We start from the raw sequence: 23,978 nt of genomic DNA on the forward strand, positions 1-23,978 counted from the left end.
CCTTCTTGTTGTTTTGTACTATCATTGAAATTGCCTAAGCAACTTTTTTTATAAATGGTACAGTGGAATTCGGTGTGCAAATGTTATTATGAGATATATTACAAATAAAAAACAGTACGTACTTTAAAGTAATATAGGTACCTTAAAGTTCCTATAAAATAAGGAGAGTATGCAAATCATGCAAAAAAAGAAGTACAATATATCCGTTGAAGCAACACTGGAAGTACTGGGCGGGAAGTGGAAATGCGTAATCCTCTGCCATCTGACCCACGGAAAAAAGCGGACTAGTGAATTGAAGCGCCTAATGCCAAACATCACCCAAAAAATGTTGACTCAACAATTGCGGGAGTTGGAACAGGACGGTGTCATCAATCGGATCGTTTATAACCAAGTCCCCCCAAAAGTGGAATATGAACTAAGTGAGTATGGACAAAGCCTCGAAAGTATCCTATCCGCACTATGTACATGGGGGGAAAACCACATAACAAGGGTGTATGGTGATAAGTTTTCCGTTCTCGAGGAAAGTGTCTTGAATGATCAATTAAAGTAATCCTAAATGAAAAAGATTAGCGCAATGGCTAATCTTTTTTTGTTTATAAAGAATTCTCCTGATTTAACTAATAATGAAAGCTAGCCCCAAAATCCCATAAATTTCACCTTCGTAAGGCACCTGTTTTATCCTTCTTTCTTTTTGGTATAATATGTAATATTACATCATTTAAAGTGTTTATTTTTTAATCGAAGAAGTATAATGGTGTAACCAAGGAGTGTCGGGATAGCCGGAACAATCATTTCGAGCATTGTAAACGGCATATATATAAACATAGGTGTGAATCAGTATGGCTGGCTAGGATCGATTGCGATACTGATTTTATTATTCGTCTGGTATAGAAATAAACTTCAGTTCAGTGGCTGGTACTCGGAAAAGGGAAGGAAAAGCTTCCAAAAACGGCCTCACAAATACTCATTCTGTGTTCACTATTTTTGTTATGTGCCCCACCTGTCTTAAGTTTGGTGCCAATGATCTTTCATTAAACGGGATTTTATATCCTGGATAGAGCAGGAGTGAACGATTTGCGGAAATTGTTTAATATTGTGGTCCTCATACTCCTACTCTCTGGATTATGGTATGGATATGGTAAAGATATTCAGGAGTCTGGATTCAAAGCGGGGGTTAGTGCCTTTGCATCAGATGTTCGTTCAGTTATAAACGGGCCCGAGGTTACGACAGCCTTGGAAAAACTGAGTACTGGAGTCAGCAGCCTGATTGGCTCGCTGACGGAAACATTGGATACCGCTTCTGAAAAAGAATCTAAAGAAACGGAAAAAGTGAAAAAACCAGCTCTGGAAGCACCTGCTGATGCATCCTTCTCAGTCCGTAATATCGAAATTGGCGACACGAAGGATGATGTAGAAAAATTGGCTGGTAAAGCTAAACGGAATACGCGAAATGAATATGGCGTAGACTGGTTTGCCTATCACGAAAATTATCAAAACTTCTTCATGGTTGCCTATGATAACAACAATAAAGTTGTTGGTTTATATACGAACCAAGATTTGATTTCCTCAAAGGAAGGCATTAAACGCGGAACTCCCAAAGAAACCGTGACTGGGAAAATGGGGGAGCCTGTAACAAAACTGCTTAAAGGAAACGTCTATTACCAGATTCGAAGTGACAGCGGCGAATACGATATGTTTGAAATGGATAATAGCTATGTGACCATTTTTTATGACAAACATGAGAAAAATACAGTCACGGCAATCCAAATCATCGACGCAAAACTCGAAAAGCAAAAGAGCGGCTATTTTGCAGAAGCCGGTCCCGGATTAAAGAAGGGCTTTGAATATCAATTATTCGATTTGACCAATGCCTCACGGGTCAATCATGATCTCTCCGTGCTATCATGGGATAAACAAGTGAAGGTCACTGCACAGGATCATAGTTCAGATATGGCCGTGAATCAATACTTCAACCATACAAACCTTGAAGGCGAATCCCCTTTCGACCGGATGGAAGATGACAAAATCAATTTTCGAATGGCTGGGGAAAACCTGGCTGCCGGTCAGAATAGCAGTATCTATGCCCATGAAGGCCTAATGAATTCCATTGGACACAGGGAAAACAAATTACAGAAGGATTTTGAATCGCTCGGTGTCGGAGTTGCCTTCGATGAGGAAGATAAACCATATTATACGGAGAACTATTTGACGAAATAAACGAAAAAGCTGTGCATGGGAAAATCCTGCACAGCTTTTTTCATACAAGTGAGGGCATCCATTTATAAAAATGGATGCCCATGTTTTAAATCACCAAACGAATAATCCAACGACCATGGCACTTAGCAAGGAAACAGCCATCCCGCTAACCAACAGCTTCCAAACATTCCTTCCGATAATGTTCGACTTCTCATCATTGAGGATGGAATTGAATGTTCCATAGATCATGCCCACTGTACTGAAGTTCGCAAATGACGTCAGATAAGTGACAGCCACAGCGACTGTATGCGGAGGCAGTGTACTGACTTTATCTTTTAAATCGAGCAATGCTACGAACTCATTTGTGGCAAGCTTGATTCCCATCAATTGAGCGACATACATGGCATCATGTCCAGATAATCCAAGCAAGAATGCAAATGGACTAAAAATGACAGAGAATATCTTTTGAATGGTCAATCCATCCACGAAGAAACCGAAAATGCCGTTTACGCTGGCCGTTAACGCCACATAGCCGATAACCATTGCCATGATGACGAAGACCATTTTTGCACCAACCAGCATACTGTTGGAAATGGTGGAAAAGAAATCTTTACGTTCCTCTTTAGAAGGTACATAAACGACGTCTTCTTCTTTACTGACATCGACGGGATTCAGCATGTTAGCTATCAGCAAGGCATTTAAGCAGTTCAAAGGTATCGCTACAAAAACATAGGTTGCCGGTACCATGGACAGGTAGGCTCCAATGATTGAACCGCTAATGCTGCTCATGCTCATGATTCCAAATGTCAAAAGACGCTGATCCTTAATCGCACTGAGTTGAAGGCGGAGTACGGCAAGTGCCTCAGTATTTCCTAGGAACATCATCTGAATCGAAAAGAAACTCTCAAGTTTTGGCAAGCCGGATACTTTTGAGATGAGCCATCCCACTTTATCAATGATCCAGGTAAGTATACCGAAATACGATAAAACATCAAAAAACGTGATAATGAAGATAATTGGCATCAATGCGCTGAAAAAGAAATCCACTTGTTCATTTGCCATAAGCGAAGGAAAGACAAAAGAAATCCCTTCATTCGCACATTCAATCAACCAGGTGAAGAATGAAGCGATCAGATTGATGACCCACGCCCCTATTTTTGTCGATAACATGAACCATGTGATAAGCAATTCAAGAACCAGCAAGGTAAGAATCGCTTTCCACTTAACGTTCCTTTTATTAGGTGAACAAAGGTAAACGATGCCCATTACAACTAAAACACCTAGTATATTCAATAAGAAATACATGCTTTCATCCCCTTTGGCTATATCATTTCCCATTCGTTTTTTTTATATAAAAAGCCCTCACCTTTTTACACCTTCAGCCGCAGGAAGAAAGTGTGAAAAAGTAAGAGCCTTCATTCAAACATGTTATTTGGATCACAAGCGAACCAACATAAACCTGTCCATCTCTTCTATTTCATACTTCCTTGTAGTCCGGCATTACGGCTGCCAGGTAGAAACTATCAGACCATCGTCACTGATATTATACAAGGATATTTTTTAAATAAATTTCTTAGGAAAGATATCATTTTAAATCAGTTTAATTTTAATTACAATACGTTATAAAGTTGTTATATTAATATAAATTTTTTGAAAACAATCAAGAAAGTCTTAGAAGGACCGATGTTGGGTAATACTTAAGAAGGAGCTGGCTTAAATTATAAACGGCCCATCTAAAGAGGTCTTTAAATAAGCTTCCCATTTGTTTCAATTCATCCTACTGACCATTACATCTCCTTTGCAGGAAATAAGGACGTGAATTTTTTGTGGACTTTTTTAATAGCCAGGAAACTCTTACTGCAATCCAGTGGACTTTAAGAGCCATTATATCCTTCTTCTTCTTACTTTTTTCGGTTAAATTAATGGGGCAACGGTCCATTTCCCAGTTAAGATTACTTGATTTCATAATGGCATTAATTATTGGAAACATTCTTGCCCACCCTTTGTCAGATGAACAGTTAGGTTTGAAGGGCTCAATGATTACGACCTTTGTTTTAGTGATTTTATATATAATTAGTGTGTTTACGGGTCTTAAGTGGGGCAAAATCCGAAGGTTTTTTGACTCCGCCCCCTTTCCACTTATCGAAAATGGACAAATCATTTACAAAAGCTTAGCAAAAGCCCGAATCTCCATCGATTTTTTATTATCGGAATTAAGAAAAGAAAAAGTCGAAGATATTCAAAAAGTGTCCCTCGCACTATGGGAACCGGGTGGTACCATTTCATTGTTTTTATACTCTCAATATGAAGCAGTAACCCCAGCAGATATGCACCTAGAAACAAATGCCTTCGCTTTTCCTAAAACGATTATTAAAGAAGGGAAGATCGATTCTAAAGAATTGAATCGGGGCGGCAAAGACGAAGCATGGCTTAAAAACAGAATCAAGATAACATATAATGCCGATGTGAACGATATTTTATTGGCAACTCTTGATAATAACGATAACTTAAAGGTCTTTTTCTACAAATAGATTTTCAGCCAAAATAAAATCCCCTCAAGCATTGTGTTAAAGCCTACATATGAATGCAGGCTTTACACACGTTCAACTTAAAGGGGATTTATAAACTCGCTTATTACTCCGACCAATTCAGTGTATTCAAGAACTTATACACATCTTCATACACCTGTTCACGTTCTTTGCCCAATGTGATAATATGACCTGATTTTTCATACCATATCAAGTGTTTATGCTGCGTATCGACTTCATTGAAAATCGCTGTAGCACTCTCAGTATAGTCGGGATCATCCAAGCGCCCTTGCAGAACAAGAGTTGGTGATGTGATTAAATCTAAATTTTCACCTGTCTCATTAATAATATTCAGCACATCTTTTAGTTGAGGCATAGGCTCTTCTTCCAGCAGCTTCACTTCTGCAGCAATTTGGTCTGCATCTTTGCCCTCAAATTTCTTATAAGCCTGTGCATAATTGAGCAAGCGGTTCTTTTGTCGATCGATACTTTTCCCTTGCGTCGGAGCGCACATTGAAACTACGCCTTTTACAGGCAATTCAATTCCCACTTTTAATGAGAACACTCCTCCTAAAGAAATTCCTACAACAGCAATTTCTTCATATCCTTCTTCTTTAAGGAATTTATAGCCATTAACTACATCTTCCCACCATTCCTTTGGACCAGTCTTAACGAGCTCCTCACCAGACACTCCATGCCCTCTATAAAGAGGTCCGTGGCAAGTATAGTCGAGATCATTCAAGTATTTCCCTAATTTCTTCATATCTCCTGTACTTCCGGTAAACCCGTGAAGTAAAAGAACAGCTCTCTTTCCACCAATATATGTGAATGGCTCTGGTGCTTTCACTTTCATCTATCTAGGACCTTCTTTCTTTGCTCTTGTTGATAAATAGAATCTAAATGATTTTCGAAAAAAAATCAATTAATACCCCTTGAGTAGGGATTCTTCTATCCTATTCCGTATTTTCATTAAAACAATTAAATCATGTATATAGTATCCTTACCACACTCTTCACAACTCATCCGTTCCGAAGCACATTTTACTATGATTAAATTTATTTAGCAATCGTCATTTAACCATTTTTTTTAAGAAAAGTAAAATGCACCTTGTGATACGATGTACAACGTATTACACTTTAAAAATGAAAAGGAGGAGAATTTATTTGGATAAAGAATTAATGAAGGGAAGCATTGACCTCCTTTTGCTTTCACTTCTTTCACAAAAAAAGCTATACGGCTATGAAATCACGAAGATCTTGAAGGAAATGAGCATGGGCAAATATCAAATAAGTGAAGGCACCCTCTACCCCGCCCTTAAACGGTTAGAAAAAAAAGAATTCATAAAAGGCCATTGGCAAGAGTCCGAGTCAGGCCGCAGGAAATATTATCATGTCACCGAAAATGGACAAACCGAACTTGAGCGGAAGCGAGAATGCTTTTTCTTCCTCGAAAAATTAGTTCGGAAAAGCACAGAGCAATTTTAAACAATATACAAAGCTTCCTAGCCCCATTAATGGAACGGTGCAGGAAGCTTTTTTTGATTTTTACTCGTGAGTTTGGGCTAATTACTCTTGAATTTGTCCTGCACTCATAATTTCGCACTGTTTATTCGTGAAATTCGTGCTGCTCTCTTTATTTTGCACTGTTTATTCGTGAAATTCTCGCTGTTTACTCAGGATTTCGCGCTATTCTCATGATTTCGTGCCATTTACCGTGAATTTTGCACTTTTATTCGTGAAATTCATGCTGCACTCATGATTTCGCTCTGTTTACTCGTGAATTTTGCACTTTTACTCGTGAGTTTCGGCCATTTACTCGTGAGTTTTGCACTTTTACTCGTGAATTTCGGCCATATACTCGTGAATTCGTTCTGCACTCATGGCGTTGCGCTCTTTATTCGTGTATTTGCACTGCACTCATGATTTTGCGCTGTTTAATCACGCTTTCCGCGCTATTCTCATGATTTAGTGCCGTTTAATCGTGAATTCCGCACGTTTTACTCGTGAGTTACTCCGTTCACGCAAAAAAAAGGACCTAATTTGGTCCTTTTTTGTCAATTCCTTTATGCTTGCGATAATTGGCGCAGGAGAGCTTCATACATTCCCCTTGAACATGCGCCCCATATTTTTCACGAAAGGCCTCGAGGCAATAGCATTTATCTTTTTCTTTTTTGGTTCCATCCATGTAGTGCATCCCTCCTGGCATTTAACTGGAGACTACACGTTTCTCCAGTTCTACGTTGATTCGTCCCAACAATACGGCACCAATGGACTGAATGATAGTTTTAACGATGATTTGGCCGATGACCGCAGCGGGTACTGCTTCCCATGGCAATATATTGGCACCCAATGGACTTAGGCCAATCACGACAAATATCACCGAATCGAAAAATCCTCCAACGATCCCGCTGTAAAACACCCTCCAACTCATCGGGAGCTTTAAACGGGTATAAATTTCCGTATCCGCTGTTTCTGCGACCACGAAGGATAATGCGGAAGCAAAAACAATCAGTAACGTATCTCCTAATAAAAATGATACACATGCAGATAAAATAAGTGCAGTGACGATGCATATATAGGTCTTCGCGCGGCCGAATTTATTCTGGACCAGATCTCGGAAGATGAAGGTTCCCCCGATGAGCAATGTTCCCATCGGGATGATGAACATGCCAAAATGTAATGGCTCAAAAGCTGCTGTAACCACATTCGCCGTGATGATGGATACTAAATACAATAAAATTCTTAACATTTCTTAATTCTCCTTATACAGAAAAAACAGCACCCTAAGAAAGAGCCCTGTTCTCCTTAGTTTTTTTGAGAGGGTAGCTAGAACCTCTTCCGCCCGGGCGGATTATCATTTTCCTTATTCATCGTAGCTTGAAAGCGATTGGAAATCAAGAAGTTTCCATACGGCCCTTTTATGTCACGGAGAATCCGGTTTTAGCAATGCACTTCAAATCTTCTTCAATGCAATGACTTTGCCGATTTCTGTCGCAAAAAACTGCTTGACCGGCTGTATATGAAAGCCGACAATCAATGATAGAGTTAGGTTACGATCTTGATATCTTATTTGGCGAGGAGGAAAAAGAATTATGAAAAAAACTACGTTTGTCTATCCTATTTATATCGCAACCACACCAGAGAAGCTTTGGGAAGCCCTGACGAGTGGTGAAGTCACGAAGAAATACCACTTTGGATTGCAAGTACAGTCTGACTGGCAAGAAGGTTCAAGCGTCAAATATATGCTGGAAGATGGGCGGATTACTGATCATGGGAATGTACTTAAGTGTGAGCCGTTGCACCTGCTCTCGTATACATGGAACATGGCAGGAGACGAAACACCTCGCAAGCAGCCTACACGGGTCACTTTTGAATTACAGAAAATGGATGATTCGACTTTAAAGTTAACGCTTAGGCATGAGGAGCTATTGGAGACAGATTTCGTATATGATGACAATACCTTTGAAGGCTTGAATAATGGTTGGCCAGCCATTCTGAGTAACCTGAAGAGCTTGCTTGAAACTGGAAGGACCCTGCCGCCAATATCAGTAGATTGGGATAGTGGAATACAATAAAAACAAATCGAAAGAGAGTTGATTTAGTATGGATACCCAAATAATTACGAAATTTAAGATAATCAAGCCAGCTAATGAAGTGTTTGAAGCCATAGTGAATCCTGAAAAAATCGGGAATTTCTGGTTCTCATCGAGTTCGGAAAGATGGGAACAAGGCCGGACGCCTGCATTGAGATACAACGAATACGATGCTGAAGTGGTTATTAATGTAATGGAAGTCGAGGAAAATAGGAAAATCGTGTTTGCGGGGGCGGAAATGATCAAGAAACGGTTGTTACCATTACACTAAAAGAGTTGGATAATACGAGTACAATTATTGAAGTAAACGAATCAGGTTTGAGTGAAGACGACCCTGAAATAATAAACAAAATGATCGGACAAAAGGAAGGTTGGGTTTATACATTAACCTGTTTAAAGGGTTATTTGGAAAATGGCGTTAATACTTTGAGAGCATCATTAGTTTTTTAATTATTAAAGGATGCTGGTTCAGATGTATAAGGCATCCGTTAATCAAGCTCCTTACTGGATGTCGATTGTCTAAATCAACTAATTTTTAAACGGGAGGAGACTTAGATGTTTCCGGAAAAAAACTCAAGGATGAATAACACCCTTGAGTTTTTGACTTTCCGTATGGTTTGACACGAAATTCAATCGGAAATCACTTTTAGATACATGCCCTTTGAAGCTTTTTTGTAGGCTTCAATTCCCATTTTCTTGACTTTGTCTGATAAACTGGATGCTCTTATTAATTGGGTTCCTTGAATAACGGAAGGATCAATGAGCCGCACTTTATTTTTCAGATAAAAATCGTAGTCCACTTGATTTTTTTTCACCTTTACGTTACCATGGATCCGTTTTAACAGATTTTGCACTTCATGGTCTTCAGTCAAGCTTAACAAGGACATGACTTCCTCATCTGTACCAAGTAAGTCATCAAGGCTGATTAGTTTTTTAGCCAAAGCCAATTTTAAGGTCTTTGCCAAAATTCCATAGCCATATATATTAAGCGGTTCCATGAAAAAATCAATAACTTCGCTATAATACGTTTTCACAAACCATTCAGCCGATTCAATATTATCCAGATACATCCTTCCATTTATTATGATTACATGGTTTAGAAAGTCATGAACGGATTCCAGTGTGATATGTCCATATTGATACATATCCCGGAGAGTATAATCTACCCGATCGGCACATAACTCAGGTGCTGGCTGTTCAAGCAATTCCCATTTTGATTGAAAAACATCTTCACATTCATATCCATACCTCTTCAGTATTAAGGGGATTTCGGATTCCATAATGACTTGTTCATATATTTTTTCATGATAATCTTCATCCTTACAATCCAGAACGAAATCAATTACATGTGAGAATGCAGTGTGGGATACGTCATGCAGCAAGCCCGCGATTTGTTCTTCCAATGACCCACCAAGCTCTTTTATTAAAAGCATCACACCAATTGAATGGTCAAATCGTGTGACATCCCACTTCTCATTAACTAAATAACTTGCCCCGCCTTGATGTATCCCCTTCAATCTTTGGACCGGTTTGCTTACTATCAGCTCTTCCAGAACTCCCTCTACAATGTGTTCCCCATAGATACTATCCAAAACTATCAATAACTGCCGCCTCCCCCATTAGTTACTCATTACAGGTAGGTGATTTCACTGATTTTTTTCTGTAAAAATTATTTCCCCCTTTTGATTTTGCTCATATTGCTTTTTTACCAATTTTTCCAATTCCTCTTCATCATTCAAATCGATATCACCCGGATTGTCCTCATCAACTCCCTCTATGATCATCATTTCATTTATTATTACCTGATCTCGTGGATACACTTTAAAAAAGTCTTCTACAGGTTTCTTTTTATCTTTATACGGTTTAGTGAATAAAAAATAGCCGGTCAGGACTATGGTAATTGAAGCAAAAATACCGAATTTCTTTTTCATTTATTCATCCCCTCAACGCTCTAATAATACCCTTATAATACCATATGAGGGTATTAACGGTACAAAATAAGTCAAACGCTGCAATGTCCTCAATCCTCCCCTTTGCAACACTGATGGAATTCCGCTTCACAAAATGGTAAAGTTTAGGAATTTATCATTCGATCTAATATTTGACATTTGGAAATCAGTGAGCTATCATCCTAATTAACCAGTGGTCAATAAATAGGAGGTGTCAAGATGTCGCCAAGGAAATCGGCAGGTAAAGAATTATCCAGGGAAATGGTGTTGAATGAAGCTAGAAACCTTTTCGCAACGTTAGGGTATTCGAATGTCTCAATGAGGCAATTGGCTAAATCATTGGATTGCAGCCATGGAGCCATTTATTATCATTTTAAAAATAAGGCGGAAATATTTTACAGTTTGGTAAAAACGGATTTTTCCGTTTTAAATAATTTAATCGATGATATCATCATGTCGGAAAATGACCCTTCTATAAAAATGGAAAAGATTTTATTGTGCTTCTTGGAGTTCGGTTTAACCCAACAGAATCATTATTCCGTCATGTTTTTATCGAAGGAAAAAGAAATTCAGCAGTTACTCCAATTTGATTCTAATAAAACATACGAAAAGCTAATCCAGTCCCTGACGGACCTAACGGACAACAAGCTAAATCCTGCATCCATTTGGTCGATTTTTCTTTCTCTTCACGGATTCATAACTTTTTATATTAATTCTGAACTATCATATCAAGATGTAAAAGGTTTAGCTTATTTTCATGTAAAAAATATCATCAGGAACATCATATAATTTTTTTGAATATTATTGACCATTGGTCAAATAAACTTTGGAGGTTTTAATATGGTAAAGAAATACCTTCATATTGAAGGGCTCATGGTCTTTTTAGCGGTGATTTACATCTATTCGTTATATGAATTCAGCTGGTGGATTTTCCTTCTATTGATTTTATCGCCTGATGTTTCCATGCTGGCCTATCTGATCAATGATCGGATTGGAGCAAGGGTTTATAACTTATTTCATACTTATATCCTGTCCATCTTCACGATTTTGCTATCCATTTTCCTAAAGTCGGATGCATTGATGCTGATTGGTTTAATTTGGACAGCGCATATAGGAATGGATCGCTTATTTGGATATGGCCTTAAATACACATCATCCTTCAAAGCTACACATATGCAAAGGTTGTAATAAGCTTAAAAGGCAGTGTGATTAAACATCACACTGCCTTTACTTTACACGCCCCGCTTGTTTCCCCATATATAGGTATGCAGCTGGGGCAGGACTTTCACATCATTCAATTCATCATCTACTATCACTTTATCAATTAACTCTTCGTACTTCTTCAATAGGCCGCTGATCAATTGACGATCATCCGCCGTCCGGCTGTCGTCATTGCCGACCTGCAGATAAAAAGGAATATCCGGGTAACGCCCATGTACATGTTTGGCATATTGATAATCTTCCTCGTTAAAGACGACGATCTTCAATGAGACATGGTTTTCAGGATTTCGATTGGCAAGGTTCGAGATGATTTGGTCGAGCACCGTAAAGTCCGTGTTCATTCCAGAGCTCGGCGGCTTAGGTGAAATAGTCAGTTCATCAATATCGAGAAACCAATCCTGCCATCTGCTCCCTTGGGTTTCGACACCTATTTTCATTTTATTTTCATGTAAGATCGCTATCAAGCCGTTTAGGTTTTTCAGCAGAGCCGGGTTTCCTCCTGATATCGTCACGAAGGAAAAACCAGAACCCCCAATACGCTTCAGCTCATCCCATATTTCTCTAGCAGTCATCTGGACGGTATCTTCCTTACCGGTGCCATCCCAAGTAAATGCGGAATCACACCAGGCACACGAATAATCGCAGCCGGCCGTCCGAACGAACATGGTTTTTTGGCCAATGACCATTCCCTCTCCTTGGATGGTCGGCCCGAAGATTTCCATAACAGGGAGTTTACTCACTTTCCATCCACTCCCTTCTGGCTTCGGCATAGCTTGTCGGCGTTTCGTACAGTCGAACAAATTCGACTCTAGCACCCTCATATTCTTTTAATGAAAGGGATTCGGCCATTTTTTCATAAATCCAGACAACCATATTTTCAGCTGTTGTATTCATGAGCGGCAGGGTTTCATTCAAATAACGGTGATCCAGGTGGATTTCAATTTCATTTTTCCATATATCCTTGATGTCCCCAAAATCTATCATCAACCCTCGTGAATCTGTATACCCGCTTAATCCGAAAATGACCTTATACGTGTGGCCATGCAGGTTCTTGCATTTCCCTTCATAATCATGCAGATGGTGTGCCGCATCAAAGGTGAATTCCTTACTCACGAGAACCCTCTTGTTTGTATACTTCAATTGGCTGCGCTGAATATCTTCATCTATTTTTTGGAGTTTATCCACTATCGTAAAACCGTACATCATGAAAGCACCTTCCGTCTGCTTACATAGTCATCCAGTCCTTTTTTCCGCAGATTACATGCCGGACAATCTCCACAGCCGTCGGAGATGATTCCGTTATAGCAAGTCAGGGTCTTTTCGCGGACAAAGTCGAACGCGCCTAGCTGATCCGCTAGCTCCCATGTTTCCTCTTTATTAAGCCACATTAGCGGCGTATCAATCACGAATGACTGGTCCATCGACAAGTTCAAGGTCACATTCAATGATTTAATGAATACATCGCGGCAGTCCGGATATCCGCTGAAATCCGTTTCACAGACACCGGTGACAATATGTTTAGCGCCAATCTGACTCGCCAGCACTCCGGCAAACGAAAGGAACAGCAAATTCCTCCCTGGTACGAACGTCGACGGCAATTCCCCTTCTTCTCCGTCCGTCACCGCAATATCACTTCTCGTCAGCGCATTTGGTGCCAGTTGGTTCAGCAGCGACATGTCAAGGATATGATGGTTCACGCCCAATTCCTTGGCAATGTTTTGAGCACATTCGATTTCCAAGCTATGCCGCTGATTATAATCGAACGTCACCGCTTCCACTTCCTCAAATCTCTCCATCGCCCAGAACAGGCACGTCGTACTGTCCTGACCTCCACTAAACACAACCACTGCCTTTTCTTTCTTCTTCATTTCTATAAAACTCCTTTTTACGGAAAAAAACAGCACCCTAAGAATAGAGCACTGTTTCTCCTTAGTTTTTTTGAGAGGGTAGCTAGAACCTCTTCCGCCTTAACGCGGAATATTATATTTTTCCAAGTCAATAGTAACTTGAAAACGATAAGAAATCAAGATGTTTATATTAAGAGAACATTAGACCTGATGGAAAATTTGGTTAACTTTTCATTGCTTAAATATCCTTTTATTTATCCGATAAAACAGTGTGAATAAAATATCGATAAAGGGGTCCAATAATTTGAAAAGCATTAAAGCAAAGGTATTGGTGGCATTTTCACTCATCATATCTTTATGTGTCATCTTAGGAGCATTCAACATTTATAGCAGCAACAAGTCACTGGTTTATTCCCAGGATATCATCGAAAAGGAACTTCCGCTTCTTATCCAAGACGAAAAGCTCCTATACAATCTAGCACAAAGAACCGCATACGCCCGGGCCTATATTCTTTATGGTGACGAGAGTTATAAAGAAGGGTTCTTACAATATACTGAAGAAAGCCAGGTCATCCAGGAGGAACTCCTAGCCTTAAGCGATTCTGATAAAGCGAAGGAATTGATCGAGAAAAGCGTGGATTGGAGGACGATGATTGTAGATCGGGTATTTACACAATATGAAAAAGGAAATGAAGAACGCGCTAAAGAGATACTCAAAAATGAAGTGGCGCCAATCAGCAATGAAGTAATGGAGGGTTTCAAGGAGCTTGCTTCGGAACGCGAGGAATTGATTGTCGCTTCTGGTGAAACCGTCATCGCCAGCGGGAAATCGGTTAAGACGACAAGTATCATCATATCCATTGCGGCAGTCCTTATTGGCCTTGTCCTTGCGGTTGTTACAGCCAACCTCATTACCACCCCCCTCCTTAAAATCAGGGATAGGATGAAAATGGTGGCTGCAGGAGAGCTGAATCATGAGCCCCTGGAGCAAAAGTCAAATGATGAAATGGGCGAACTAACGGTATCCGCCAATCAAATGCAGAAAGACCTTCGTGATACTATCGAAAAAATGCTCAGTGTTTCGCAATCCGTTTCCAACAAAAGTGAAGATCTGACTCAATCAGCAAATGAAGTGCAGCAGGGCAGCAAACAGATAGCGACTACGATGTATGAACTTTCGGAAGGTTCGGAGTCACAAGCCAACCGGGCATCTGAAATGGTTCGCATCATGGATGATTTCACCGGCAGGATTAAGCTTGCCCACCTAGAAGGGGTGGATGTAGCTAACAGTTCAACCGAAATCCTTTCCTTGACCAAGGAGGGCACCACTTTAATGCGCAGTTCGGTCCAACAGATGCAAAGTATTGATGGGATTGTCAAAAATGCCGTAGAGCAAGTGAAAGGGCTCGATTCTCAATCACAGCAAATTTCGCAGCTTGTGCAGGTCATCAAGGATATATCCAATCAAACCAATCTATTGGCGCTGAATGCAGCCATAGAAGCTGCTCGTGCTGGTGAACATGGCAGGGGCTTTGCCATCGTCGCCGATGAAGTGCGGAAACTCGCTGAAGAGGTCACACACTCCGTTGGGGATATCACCAATATTGTCTCCGCCATTCAAACAGGTTCAAAAACGGTCGTCCACTCCCTGGAAGATGGTTACACACAAGTGGATGAAGGCACAAAACAAATTACGCTCACAGGCCGAACCTTTGAAACAATTAATCATTCTGTCGGGAATATGGAAATGAAAATACAGCATATAACAGACGAATTGAACTATATCTCCACAAATAGCCAAAAAATCAATCAGGCTATCGAAGATATCGCAGCCGTTTCTGAAGAGTCCGCGGCAGGAATCGAACAAGTCTCCGCCTCCGCTCAGCAATCCAGCTCTTCGATGGATGAAATCACGAATCATGCCAGTGAAATTGCATCCTCGGCAGAACTGCTCACTGAACAGGTTAAGAAGTTCCAATTATGACACTAGCAATTTCCCGAATGCGGGAAATTGCTTTTTCCCTTCCATTCTAATGTTGTTTCATTTTCGTTTATTCGGGGAATAATAACTATACACAATAATAAACCATTAAAAAACAAATCTATCAGAAGCGGCTGGAAGTGGATATTTCCCTTTGTTTTCAGAATATTTAGTGTATAATTGATTAAAGGAATATTTTAACTTAAATAATCATTGCTTCCAATACCTGCTACTGCAAATCCCGAAATTTCCTTTCAACACCATGCACGGGCACTTATACTCAGTAAGGATCCATTGCATGCTTTCTCTTGAATCAAACCATTCACAACTTTATTCTCAAAAAAACACGATTTCCATTCCAAATTTGTAAAAAAAGGTTAAAATCAACTAATGATATGTTACTATTAAACCAAGACCTTTTAACCCCATAAGGAGGAATTCATATGAAACGTTTTTTCAAATTCATCGCAGATTTTAACGAAAGAAAAGCACTGGAACGGGAAACCGAAGAGTTCTTTCGCAAAGAATACGAAAATTATATGAAGATGAATCCTGACAATCAAGGAAAAAGAAGGAGATTAGCTCCTAGACTTTATGTGATTGATGGCGGTAAAAAGGGCTCCAACCTTGAGATTTCTGACAGAAAGAAATCCAGTTAATCTGATTCCTTCCATAATAAGCTACGCATGCTGTAGCTCAAGACCCACAAACGTTAAATCTCCAGGATGAACGGAGATCCGTGACCATTCCATTCATTTACAATATATAAGCCGAAAGCTCAGAAATACTTCTGAGCTTTTTTTATTTTTCATTCTTCTATAAACACTATATCTATAGAAGAAACTAGGTATTTTTTTTAAAAAATGGGTTAACTTTAGTTTATTTCATGTTTTAGGTAAAAGTTCAATTATAGGCCCATGGGTATTTCCGAAGAGAAAACCGAAAAACATTAAAAAAAAGAGATGTGTGCTTTTACTCATCTTTATCCATATTCAAAAGAGTTCAACTAATTGAGTCGTTAGATGCAATATTTCACATTGAATGACAAATGCATAAAAATTATTACGTTTATGTCAAACAATGGGTATAAACAATTAACAAACTGTAATAAACCTCACTTTTCAAAAATAATTATTATTCAAATATAGCCATTATGAATTAGGTTCAAATGCTCATGAATCTATTTTGATTCTGACCAAAATGGGTTTTTATTAAACTTCCCATAATTTAGTGTAAATAAACCGAGGATTCTCTTGATTTCCAGCCATATCTTTGTACTCATAAAACAATTTATCCCATTAGATACTATTACACTCCAATATACATTTATTTGAAAAAGCTGATAATAACTATATTACGATAGAATAATTGGCTCTTGCCTATTAAGTTTAAAATCATGTAGTGTGTATTCAGTAATTCAAATATTTGAAAAAAAGAGAGGTTAAAAAATGGCACCAATATTTATTTGTGCGATCTTTTTGCTTGGTTATGGCATTTTTGAACAAAAACGCCATCAGAAGCGTCTCGACTCCATCCCGGTACGTGTGAATGTGAATGGGATTCGAGGGAAATCCACTGTAACGCGTCTAATTACAGGAGTGATCCAGGAAGCTAAATACAAAACAGTAGGTAAAACAACCGGAACGTCAGCAAGAATGATCTATTGGTTTACCGACAAGGAAAAACCGATTGTACGCCGCCCGGAAGGACCCAATATAGGAGAACAACGGCGTGTAGTTAAAGAAGTTGCCGACTTAGGCACAGAAGCACTGGTTTGTGAGTGCATGGCCGTACAGCCTGACTATCAACTAATCTTCCAAAACAAAATGATACAGGCAAACATTGGGGTCATCGTGAATGTATTGGAGGACCATATGGATGTCATGGGACCGACTTTGGATGAGGTTGCTGAAGCCTTCACTGCTACCATTCCCCATAATGGTCACTTAATAACCATCGAAAGTGAATATTTGGACTTTTTCAAGCAAATTGCCAAAGAACGCAACACAAAAGTGATCGTTGCAGACAATTCCAGAATTTCGGAAGAATTCCTGCGTGAATTCGATTATATGGTATTTCCTGATAATGCATCACTGGCCTTGGCCGTTGCTGAAGCTTTGGGCATTGATGAAAAAACGGCTTTTCGCGGCATGTTGAATGCGCATCCCGATCCAGGTGCCATGCGGATCACCAAATTCGGAGATCCCATCCAGCCAACTTTCTTTGTCAATGGCTTTGCTGCAAATGACGCGTCATCTACGCTGAACATATGGGAACGTGTCAATACGTTCGGATACAGCACAGAACCTCCTATCGTCATCATGAATTGCCGTGCCGATCGTGTGGACCGTACTGAGCAGTTTGCTAGAGATGTATTACCTTACATAAAATCTGAAATCGTCATTGCCATTGGTGAAACCACATCACCGATTACAAGGGTATTCGAGCAAGGGAAATTGGATACTAAAGAATATTGGGATTTAGAAAACTGGTCAACTGAAGAAATCGTGGCCCGTCTCCGCCCATTGATGAAAAATCGCATCGTCTACGGTGTCGGGAATATTCACGGTGCAGCGGAACCATTAATTGAAGCATTCATGAAATCTAAAACAAAGCAAAAAGCAAGTTAAGTAGGAGGAACCTTAATGTTTGGATCGGATTTATATGTAGCCCTAGTACTTGGAGTAACGCTTAGCCTTATATTTTCAGAAAAGACGGGTGTCGTACCCGCAGGACTTATCGTGCCAGGTTATTTGGCATTAGTATTTGATCAATGGGAAATCATGCTGACCATTTTGATCATTAGTGTGGTAACTTATTTAATCGTCACTCACGGCCTTTCAAGATGGGTGATTTTATATGGAAGAAGAAAATTCGCCGCCATGATGGTGACCGGGATTTGCTTGAAACTACTATTGGACTTAGTCTACCCCGTCATGCCATTTGAAATATTCGAGTTTCGGGGAATCGGTATAATCGTACCTGGATTGATAGCGAATACCATACAAAGACAAGGAATGCCATTGACACTTGGCAGCACGCTTTTATTATCCGGCTTAACTTTCGGTTTAATGAACGTGTACTACCTATTCTGAGGTGCAAAAAATGAAACGGACTTTAAATGCAAAAGAAAAAACACTTATCTTTATTAAACGCACGAAGAAAAAGAATCTTAAATACACTGGAATCATACTACCTATATTACTAATCGCATTAGTCATTACCACTTGGATGGGACGGGCTGAGGAAGTGAAAACAACCGCTCCAAAATCCGATCAACCATTGACAATGACAATGGTCGGTGATGTGATGATGGGACGTTATGTTGAAGAAGTTACGGAAAGGCACGGGTATGAATACCTCTTCCGGTATATGAAGCCATATTTCGCCAATTCAGATTATGTCAGTGGAAATTATGAACATACCGCTTTAAAAGAAGAGGTATCTAACTACAAGGAAGCAGATACGCCCATCCGATTAAACTCGAATACTAGTGGTGTGGAAGCCGTTAAAGATGCTGGCTTCTCTGTGGTGTCTTTAGCCAATAACCATATGATGGACTATGAAGAACAAGGACTTCTTGACACGATTGATGAATTCAAAAGTGCGGATATGCACTATGTCGGTGTTGGATCAAACACTGCCGAAGCAAAAAACAGCATCGACTATGCGGATGTTAATGGCTTACGTGTCGCAACACTTGGCTTCACAGATATTTACGGTAAGGATGCCGTGTCAAAAAATGATAAAGCCGGACTATTGAACTCCAACCCTGATATATTATTTGAAATGATCGGCAAAGCAAGGAATGCCAAGCAAGGCAACGCTGACTTGGTTGTGGTGAATATGCACTGGGGACAAGAGTATTCAACATCAACAACCGCTCGTCAAAAAGACTTGGCTAAGGCTATCATCGATGCGGGGGCTGACATCATCATCGGCCATCACCCCCATGTGCTTCAATCGTTTGATGTTTATAAAGATGGAATCATTTTCTATAGCTTAGGAAATTTCATATTCGATCAAGGCTGGACACGCACAAAGGATTCAGCTATGGTTCAATACCATTTAGCGGTAGACGGAAAAGCTACAATCGATGTCGTACCACTGCAAATTGAAGAAGCAACACCAAGGCCAGCTACCTCTTCAATTGACAAATCACGTGTTTACCGACAGTTGACGAAGGAAACGAGTGAAAAAGTCCAGTGGTCGAAAAAAGAGGATCGCATCGAGATTACCTTGGATCACAAGAAGGTAATCGACCATAAGGCACAACGTGAACAAGAGGAAAAGGCAGCAATGGAAAAGAAAGCTGCACTGGAGAAAAAAGCAGCACAAGAGAAAAAGGCCGTACAAGCTAAACAACAGGAAATGCAACCCATTCAATAAGGAACGCTTTGTCACTACTATTTGAAGAATGAAGACACACAACTTAGAAGCTCAACGAAAAGGGGGAACAACCGATGATTAACCGTATGACGGGAAAAGTGCTCATATCCCTAAGCTTGCTCATATATATTGCTGGATGTTCGAAGACACCCCCTATTTCTGACACGAATGATCCGATAAAGAGTAAAACGGAACAATCATATGGGGTCAGTTCTTCAAACCCAATCGCAATAGATGTCGGTATGGATATATTGGAAAACGGCGGAACGGCGGCTGATGCCGCCATTGCGGTATCGTATGTATTAGGTGTAGTTGAACCTTATGGATCTGGCGTGGGTGGCGGCGGCGGTATGCTGATTGCCCCGGAATCCGGCGATCCCGAATTTATCGATTATCGTGAATCCTCTCCGGAAGACCCAAGTTCAAGACACGATACAGGGATTCCTGGCTTAGTGGCCGGCATGCAGGTTATAAGTGATAAGTATGGGAGCGTTCCAATGGCAGATCTTCTTCAGCCGGCGATAGATTTGGCTGAAGACGGATTTGAAGTCGACGAATCGTTATCATCACGATTAGAAGCGGCTCAGCCAAGGATATCTTCCGATGCGACTTCACTTTTTTATCCTGATGGTGATGCCATTAAACCAGGCAAAACCCTCGTCCAAGAAAGACTTGCCGAAACATTGAAGAAGATCCAGCAGGAAGGTCCTGATGGTTTTTATAAAGGGGAAATTGCGCGGGATATTAAAAGAGAATCAGATATCGACTTGATGGATTTAAAGCGCTATGAGGTGAAAGAACGGAAGCCGGTCCAAGGAGCATTTGCCGGTTATGATGTTTTTACCGCCCCTCCGCCCTTTTCAGGAATTACAGTTCTTGAAATGTTAAAGCTAGCCGAGGAAATGAACCTAGGTGATTCTTCAAGTAAATCAGCTTATATGAAAGTCTTGGGGGGCATCACGGATACTGCTTATCAAGATCGGTCCGCCCATGTTGGAGATGGAATAAGTCACTCCAAGGCGGAAAAATTGCTCTCCCCCATTCACTTGGATAATCTTAAAAATAAGATCAAAAGTGAAAAATGGGAAGATAAAGAATCGAATGGTTCCGAAGAACATGAAAGTACGACACACTTTGTGATAATGGACAAGAATGGCACTGTCGTTTCCACAACAAATACGCTCAGTAACTTTTTCGGATCTGGGGATTATACGAATGGATTTTTCCTTAATGATCAATTGAAAAATTTCAGGTCCGGCTTGAACTCTCAAGAGGCATATAAACGGTCAAGAACTTTCACCGCTCCGACCATTCTCAAGAAACCTGGGCGGGAATCGATTGGGATCGGCTCACCAGGCGGTGATAGGATTCCGCAAGTATTGATGCAGGTTCTTTATTCTTATACAGAAAATGAAGGAACATTTCAGGATATCGTCGACCGTAATCGGTTCGTCTTTGATGGAAAGAAGATTTATACAGAAGCCAAGCTTTCGGATGAAACAATATCCGACTTGGAAGATTCAGGATATGAAGTCATTCAGAAAATTTCCCCCATGTATTATGGCGGGGTTCAAGCACTCGTTAAAAACGAGAAAAATGGACAAATATCCGGAGCTGGGGATAAACGAAGAAATGGAAGCTGGAAAGCTCAGCAATAAACGAGCAATCCAGCTCCTCCTTTTCTAAATATCACATGAATTTTAGCGATGTATAAGGGGACTTAGAATATGAATATCGTAAAAAAAATAACAAGCTGGGTCATACCCGTTTTTATAATAGCTGCCCTGCTTGTGACAATGAATACGTTTAAACGGACAGAAACGTTAACACCCGACGAGCAAAAAAAGATAGAACAATATACGACTGTCGAAAAATGAAAAAAGCCGGGGCATCCCCGCTTTTTTTATTTTTGCCGTCAAAGGGCGAAAGATTAAAACCAGTACAGATACGGAGGCTAACCATGAAGAAAAATAACTATACTGATTTTATTGAACTAGAGCAAAATGAACAAGAAGACCTCGATTACCGCATCATCGTTCATCACAGGAATCCTGATATTGCAGTTCTAGCCATACATGGCGGGAACATCGAACCAGGAACTAGCGATATTGCAGCCGCACTTGGAGAGAGACTTTGTGCAAGCACCTATCTATTCGAAGGTCTTAAACCAAGAGGCAACCAGGTCCTCCATATAACATCCCACTTGTTCAATGAACCGGTCGGCGTTTCAATGGCAGCGAACGCACAAACCACCCTTTCCATTCATGGCCACTACGACGTACATAATGCGCTGGTTTACATTGGCGGAAGGAACGAACCATATAAGAACCTTCTTCAGCAATGCCTCAACCAAGCTGGATTTCAAACTGATCATGCACCGCAGCACCTTTCAGGGATGAAAGTAAACAACATCACCAACAAATCCAAAACGGGTGCAGGCGTGCAATTGGAACTTTCCACTAAGCTTAGAAAAAGCTTTTTCAAAGGTGATGACTTTACCAGTAAAAACAGGGTAAATCACTGTGATCTTTTTAAACGGTTCGTTACTGCCATTGAAAAAGCGACTCTTGAATATAAACAGATAGAATGGCCTTCTTAGTCCATAAGGCTTTCAACTTGACCGAAGCTTTCGAATTTCTCGGCAAAATAATCTGACGAAAGATTGGAGATATGAACGCCCGTGTTTTCCGTTGTATGGAGAAAACGGCCATCACCTAGATAAATACCTACGTGGGTCACACCCAGCCTTGTTCCTGTGTCCCTAAAAAACACTAAATCCCCTGCCTTTGGATTTTCGATTTTGGGCAGCAATGAGAAGTAATCTGCTGCAGAACCCCGTTTTACTGAAAGGCCCTGTTCCTTCATGACCCAATAAATGAATCCGCTGCAATCCATTCCGATCATCGGATCTTCTCCACCGAAAACATAGTTGAATCCGCGTAGAGTGTATGCATACTTGATGACATCATATGCTTTATCATATGCAGCCTCCTGGTTTACATAAAACGGATATAACGGGTTGCTGTATAGTTGAAGATACTGCCCTTGCATCAACTCATCCGTAGTTAAAGCGTTACGACTCTTGATCGTACTCATGGAAATGCTGTAATTCTCCGATATACTTTTAAGCGTTTCTCCCGTTTGGACGATATGCTCTCCTTTAGGCGTATATGTTTTGTAAGCCACTTGGAATTTTGCAAAGTAATCTTCTGTAGTGGATCTCACCTGAACCGTTTCTGCACCGTATCCAGAATTGACAAATTGGTTTTTGCCGACATAAATACCCGCAGTCACGACTTTTAAGCTGTCTTTTTCCAGAAAGAATATAATATCCCCCATTTTCGGAGTGGCTGTATCCATCCCTTGCTTATAAAAACCATCTACTGTCAAACGGTCGACCGGCACATTTTGCCGGGAAAGCACCCAATGAATCAATCCGCTCGAATCAAATCCTTTTTCAGGCGTCTCCTCTCCAGCTGTCTTTTTAAACCCTATAAAGGATTTCGCATAATTTGCAATTTTTTTTCCTCTCTCCGACCATTGATAGATGGAAGGAGTATACGCCGTTTGAATGATTGTCAACCTTTGGCCCGCAAATAACTTATCATCCGGTAAACCATTCGTTTTCATTAATTGCTCAGCCGATATCTCATATGTCTTGGCAATCGATTCAACCGTTTCGCCAGAGGTTACAGTATGCACAGGATCTGCTGCCTCGGCCTTTAAGCCAGGTAAAAAAGTGAAATTGACCATGAATACCAATGTAAGTATCATACCGCTTAATTTTCCATTAAACATTTTAACCCTTCCTTTATACGCTGAAATATTTTTAAATATACGATGTTCAAGTAAACTTCAACATATGAATCTTTTATCCTACCATCCACCCAATCAGATGAGCCTTAACTCTCATCCCAACAATATTATCGGCGAACCTTATAAAACATTTAGCCTATTTTTTACAAATGATCATCAATCCGATCCAATAAATCACTTTCAAAATAAACCATTATTCCTATATTATGTTCTTTTACCGTCACAGTGTGACTTTCCCTGGAGCTACCCAGGTCATGGAAAAATAAATGTTCATGGTTGGAATCGAAGAATTACTAGAGGATTTTATTATTTTTTTGTACAGAATGGGTAAAGTTAGATTAGGCCAGTGATGATAAAGTCGTACTAACGATATAGGAGTGAAGATGTTCAACATAGTTTAGGAGGGACAACGTATTTGAGGTTTGGCATAAACAGACGTTGCTGTAACAGGATGAACTA

At 40.1% G+C, this 23,978-nt stretch carries 25 protein-coding genes, 1 pseudogene and 3 riboswitches; of the genes and pseudogenes, 16 read left to right on the top strand and 10 right to left on the bottom strand.

Annotated elements, in window-relative coordinates:
- Window positions 1-178 precede the first annotated feature (178 nt).
- A complete protein-coding gene (locus ABOA58_RS20650) occupies window positions 179-550 on the top strand; it encodes a winged helix-turn-helix transcriptional regulator (protein WP_063232600.1) in 372 nt (123 codons plus the stop codon).
- Window positions 551-1,065: 515 nt separating this feature from the next.
- Window positions 1,066-2,217 (top strand): CAP domain-containing protein, encoded by a 1,152-nt coding sequence (locus ABOA58_RS20655; RefSeq protein WP_350299802.1) that lies wholly within the window; start codon window positions 1,066-1,068, stop codon window positions 2,215-2,217.
- Between the two features lie 90 nt (window positions 2,218-2,307).
- Here the strand turns inward: ABOA58_RS20655 and ABOA58_RS20660 are convergent, their stop codons facing one another.
- Complete coding sequence (locus ABOA58_RS20660; protein WP_101223498.1) at window positions 2,308-3,501, bottom strand: nucleoside transporter C-terminal domain-containing protein; 1,194 nt, start codon at window positions 3,499-3,501, stop codon at window positions 2,308-2,310.
- Window positions 3,502-3,666: 165 nt separating this feature from the next.
- Window positions 3,667-3,767, bottom strand: a riboswitch (purine riboswitch).
- A gap of 255 nt (window positions 3,768-4,022) precedes the next feature.
- Between ABOA58_RS20660 and ABOA58_RS20665 the strand changes: the two genes are divergently transcribed.
- Window positions 4,023-4,727 carry a DUF421 domain-containing protein gene (locus ABOA58_RS20665; RefSeq protein WP_350299803.1) on the top strand — a complete coding sequence of 235 codons (705 nt, stop codon included), beginning with the start codon at window positions 4,023-4,025 and terminating at the stop codon, window positions 4,725-4,727.
- A 103-nt stretch (window positions 4,728-4,830) separates the two neighbouring features.
- Here ABOA58_RS20665 and ABOA58_RS20670 read toward each other — a convergent pair whose 3' ends face one another.
- Window positions 4,831-5,577 carry an alpha/beta hydrolase gene (locus ABOA58_RS20670; RefSeq protein WP_350299804.1) on the bottom strand — a complete coding sequence of 249 codons (747 nt, stop codon included), beginning with the start codon at window positions 5,575-5,577 and terminating at the stop codon, window positions 4,831-4,833.
- A gap of 310 nt (window positions 5,578-5,887) precedes the next feature.
- Between ABOA58_RS20670 and ABOA58_RS20675 the strand changes: the two genes are divergently transcribed.
- On the top strand, window positions 5,888-6,208 hold the full coding sequence (locus ABOA58_RS20675) for a PadR family transcriptional regulator (RefSeq protein ID WP_350299805.1): 321 nt from the start codon (window positions 5,888-5,890) through the stop codon (window positions 6,206-6,208).
- A gap of 550 nt (window positions 6,209-6,758) precedes the next feature.
- Here ABOA58_RS20675 and ABOA58_RS20680 read toward each other — a convergent pair.
- Entirely contained in the window at window positions 6,759-6,908 is a 150-nt protein-coding gene (locus ABOA58_RS20680) for a hypothetical protein (protein WP_350299806.1), read from the bottom strand.
- 21 nt (window positions 6,909-6,929) lie between these two features.
- The gene (locus tag ABOA58_RS20685; protein WP_202311604.1) at window positions 6,930-7,472 is read right to left on the bottom strand and encodes a VUT family protein; all 543 of its coding nucleotides are present in this window, start codon (window positions 7,470-7,472) and stop codon (window positions 6,930-6,932) included.
- 50 nt (window positions 7,473-7,522) lie between these two features.
- Window positions 7,523-7,565: riboswitch (PreQ1 riboswitch) on the bottom strand.
- Between the two features lie 250 nt (window positions 7,566-7,815).
- Here ABOA58_RS20685 and ABOA58_RS20690 point away from each other — a divergent pair.
- Together ABOA58_RS20690 and ABOA58_RS20695 are read left to right on the top strand one after the other, a co-directional pair.
- Window positions 7,816-8,298 carry an SRPBCC family protein gene (locus ABOA58_RS20690; RefSeq protein WP_350299807.1) on the top strand — a complete coding sequence of 161 codons (483 nt, stop codon included), beginning with the start codon at window positions 7,816-7,818 and terminating at the stop codon, window positions 8,296-8,298.
- A 28-nt stretch (window positions 8,299-8,326) separates the two neighbouring features.
- Window positions 8,327-8,766 (top strand): annotated as a pseudogene (locus ABOA58_RS20695) (SRPBCC family protein).
- 179 nt (window positions 8,767-8,945) lie between these two features.
- Here ABOA58_RS20695 and ABOA58_RS20700 read toward each other — a convergent pair.
- Window positions 8,946-9,917, bottom strand: coding sequence for an HD domain-containing protein (locus tag ABOA58_RS20700; RefSeq protein WP_350299808.1), 972 nt, complete (start codon window positions 9,915-9,917; stop codon window positions 8,946-8,948).
- Window positions 9,918-9,962: 45 nt separating this feature from the next.
- Entirely contained in the window at window positions 9,963-10,247 is a 285-nt protein-coding gene (locus ABOA58_RS20705; RefSeq protein ID WP_350299809.1) for a hypothetical protein, read from the bottom strand.
- Window positions 10,248-10,484: 237 nt separating this feature from the next.
- Here ABOA58_RS20705 and ABOA58_RS20710 point away from each other — a divergent pair, with 237 nt between their 5' ends.
- Together ABOA58_RS20710 and ABOA58_RS20715 are read left to right on the top strand one after the other, a co-directional pair.
- Window positions 10,485-11,054 carry a TetR/AcrR family transcriptional regulator gene (locus ABOA58_RS20710; RefSeq protein WP_350299810.1) on the top strand — a complete coding sequence of 190 codons (570 nt, stop codon included), beginning with the start codon at window positions 10,485-10,487 and terminating at the stop codon, window positions 11,052-11,054.
- Between the two features lie 51 nt (window positions 11,055-11,105).
- Window positions 11,106-11,453: a DUF4260 domain-containing protein gene (locus ABOA58_RS20715; RefSeq protein ID WP_350299811.1), complete on the top strand. Its 348-nt coding sequence runs from the start codon at window positions 11,106-11,108 to the stop codon at window positions 11,451-11,453.
- Window positions 11,454-11,497: 44 nt separating this feature from the next.
- Here ABOA58_RS20715 and queE read toward each other — a convergent pair whose 3' ends face one another.
- Genes queE through queC form a run of 3 tightly spaced genes read right to left on the bottom strand, consistent with a single transcriptional unit; the run spans window position 11,498 to window position 13,354 of the window.
- A complete protein-coding gene (gene queE, locus ABOA58_RS20720) occupies window positions 11,498-12,226 on the bottom strand; it encodes a 7-carboxy-7-deazaguanine synthase QueE (protein ID WP_350299812.1) in 729 nt (242 codons plus the stop codon).
- Complete coding sequence (gene queD / locus ABOA58_RS20725; RefSeq protein WP_101223055.1) at window positions 12,219-12,689, bottom strand: 6-carboxytetrahydropterin synthase QueD; 471 nt, start codon at window positions 12,687-12,689, stop codon at window positions 12,219-12,221. Before queD ends, queE begins: the two co-directional genes overlap by 8 nt.
- Window positions 12,689-13,354 carry a 7-cyano-7-deazaguanine synthase QueC gene (gene queC / locus ABOA58_RS20730; protein WP_350302923.1) on the bottom strand — a complete coding sequence of 222 codons (666 nt, stop codon included), beginning with the start codon at window positions 13,352-13,354 and terminating at the stop codon, window positions 12,689-12,691. The genes queD and queC overlap by 1 nt, the downstream gene beginning before the upstream one ends.
- 55 nt (window positions 13,355-13,409) lie before the next feature.
- Window positions 13,410-13,452, bottom strand: a riboswitch (PreQ1 riboswitch).
- Window positions 13,453-13,637: 185 nt separating this feature from the next.
- On the opposite strand from queC, the gene ABOA58_RS20735 reads away from it, so the two are divergent.
- The 8 genes from ABOA58_RS20735 to ABOA58_RS20770 all read left to right on the top strand — a co-directional run bounded on the left by ABOA58_RS20735 (window position 13,638) and on the right by ABOA58_RS20770 (window position 22,302).
- Window positions 13,638-15,317 carry a methyl-accepting chemotaxis protein gene (locus ABOA58_RS20735; protein WP_350299813.1) on the top strand — a complete coding sequence of 560 codons (1,680 nt, stop codon included), beginning with the start codon at window positions 13,638-13,640 and terminating at the stop codon, window positions 15,315-15,317.
- A gap of 440 nt (window positions 15,318-15,757) precedes the next feature.
- Complete coding sequence (locus tag ABOA58_RS20740) at window positions 15,758-15,973, top strand: hypothetical protein (protein ID WP_214770800.1); 216 nt, start codon at window positions 15,758-15,760, stop codon at window positions 15,971-15,973.
- 789 nt (window positions 15,974-16,762) lie between these two features.
- Complete coding sequence (pgsB, locus tag ABOA58_RS20745; protein WP_048687556.1) at window positions 16,763-17,944, top strand: poly-gamma-glutamate synthase PgsB; 1,182 nt, start codon at window positions 16,763-16,765, stop codon at window positions 17,942-17,944.
- A gap of 15 nt (window positions 17,945-17,959) precedes the next feature.
- Window positions 17,960-18,409, top strand: a complete 450-nt coding sequence (gene pgsC, locus ABOA58_RS20750) for a poly-gamma-glutamate biosynthesis protein PgsC (RefSeq protein WP_048687555.1) — start codon at window positions 17,960-17,962, stop codon at window positions 18,407-18,409.
- Between the two features lie 10 nt (window positions 18,410-18,419).
- On the top strand, window positions 18,420-19,703 hold the full coding sequence (locus tag ABOA58_RS20755) for a CapA family protein (protein ID WP_350299814.1): 1,284 nt from the start codon (window positions 18,420-18,422) through the stop codon (window positions 19,701-19,703).
- 74 nt (window positions 19,704-19,777) lie between these two features.
- Window positions 19,778-21,361, top strand: a complete 1,584-nt coding sequence (locus tag ABOA58_RS20760; RefSeq protein WP_350299815.1) for a gamma-glutamyltransferase family protein — start codon at window positions 19,778-19,780, stop codon at window positions 21,359-21,361.
- Between the two features lie 69 nt (window positions 21,362-21,430).
- On the top strand, window positions 21,431-21,580 hold the full coding sequence (locus tag ABOA58_RS20765) for a CapE family protein (RefSeq protein ID WP_157831026.1): 150 nt from the start codon (window positions 21,431-21,433) through the stop codon (window positions 21,578-21,580).
- An 83-nt stretch (window positions 21,581-21,663) separates the two neighbouring features.
- Window positions 21,664-22,302 (top strand): poly-gamma-glutamate hydrolase family protein, encoded by a 639-nt coding sequence (locus tag ABOA58_RS20770; RefSeq protein WP_350299816.1) that lies wholly within the window; start codon window positions 21,664-21,666, stop codon window positions 22,300-22,302.
- On the opposite strand, the gene ABOA58_RS20775 is transcribed toward ABOA58_RS20770, so the two are convergent.
- Complete coding sequence (locus ABOA58_RS20775; RefSeq protein ID WP_350299817.1) at window positions 22,299-23,501, bottom strand: C40 family peptidase; 1,203 nt, start codon at window positions 23,499-23,501, stop codon at window positions 22,299-22,301. The genes ABOA58_RS20770 and ABOA58_RS20775 overlap by 4 nt on opposite strands.
- Between the last annotated feature and the right edge of the window lie 477 nt (window positions 23,502-23,978).

Origin of the sequence: Peribacillus frigoritolerans (assembly GCF_040250305.1) — a bacterium.
Lineage (GTDB): Bacteria > Bacillota > Bacilli > Bacillales > DSM-1321 > Peribacillus.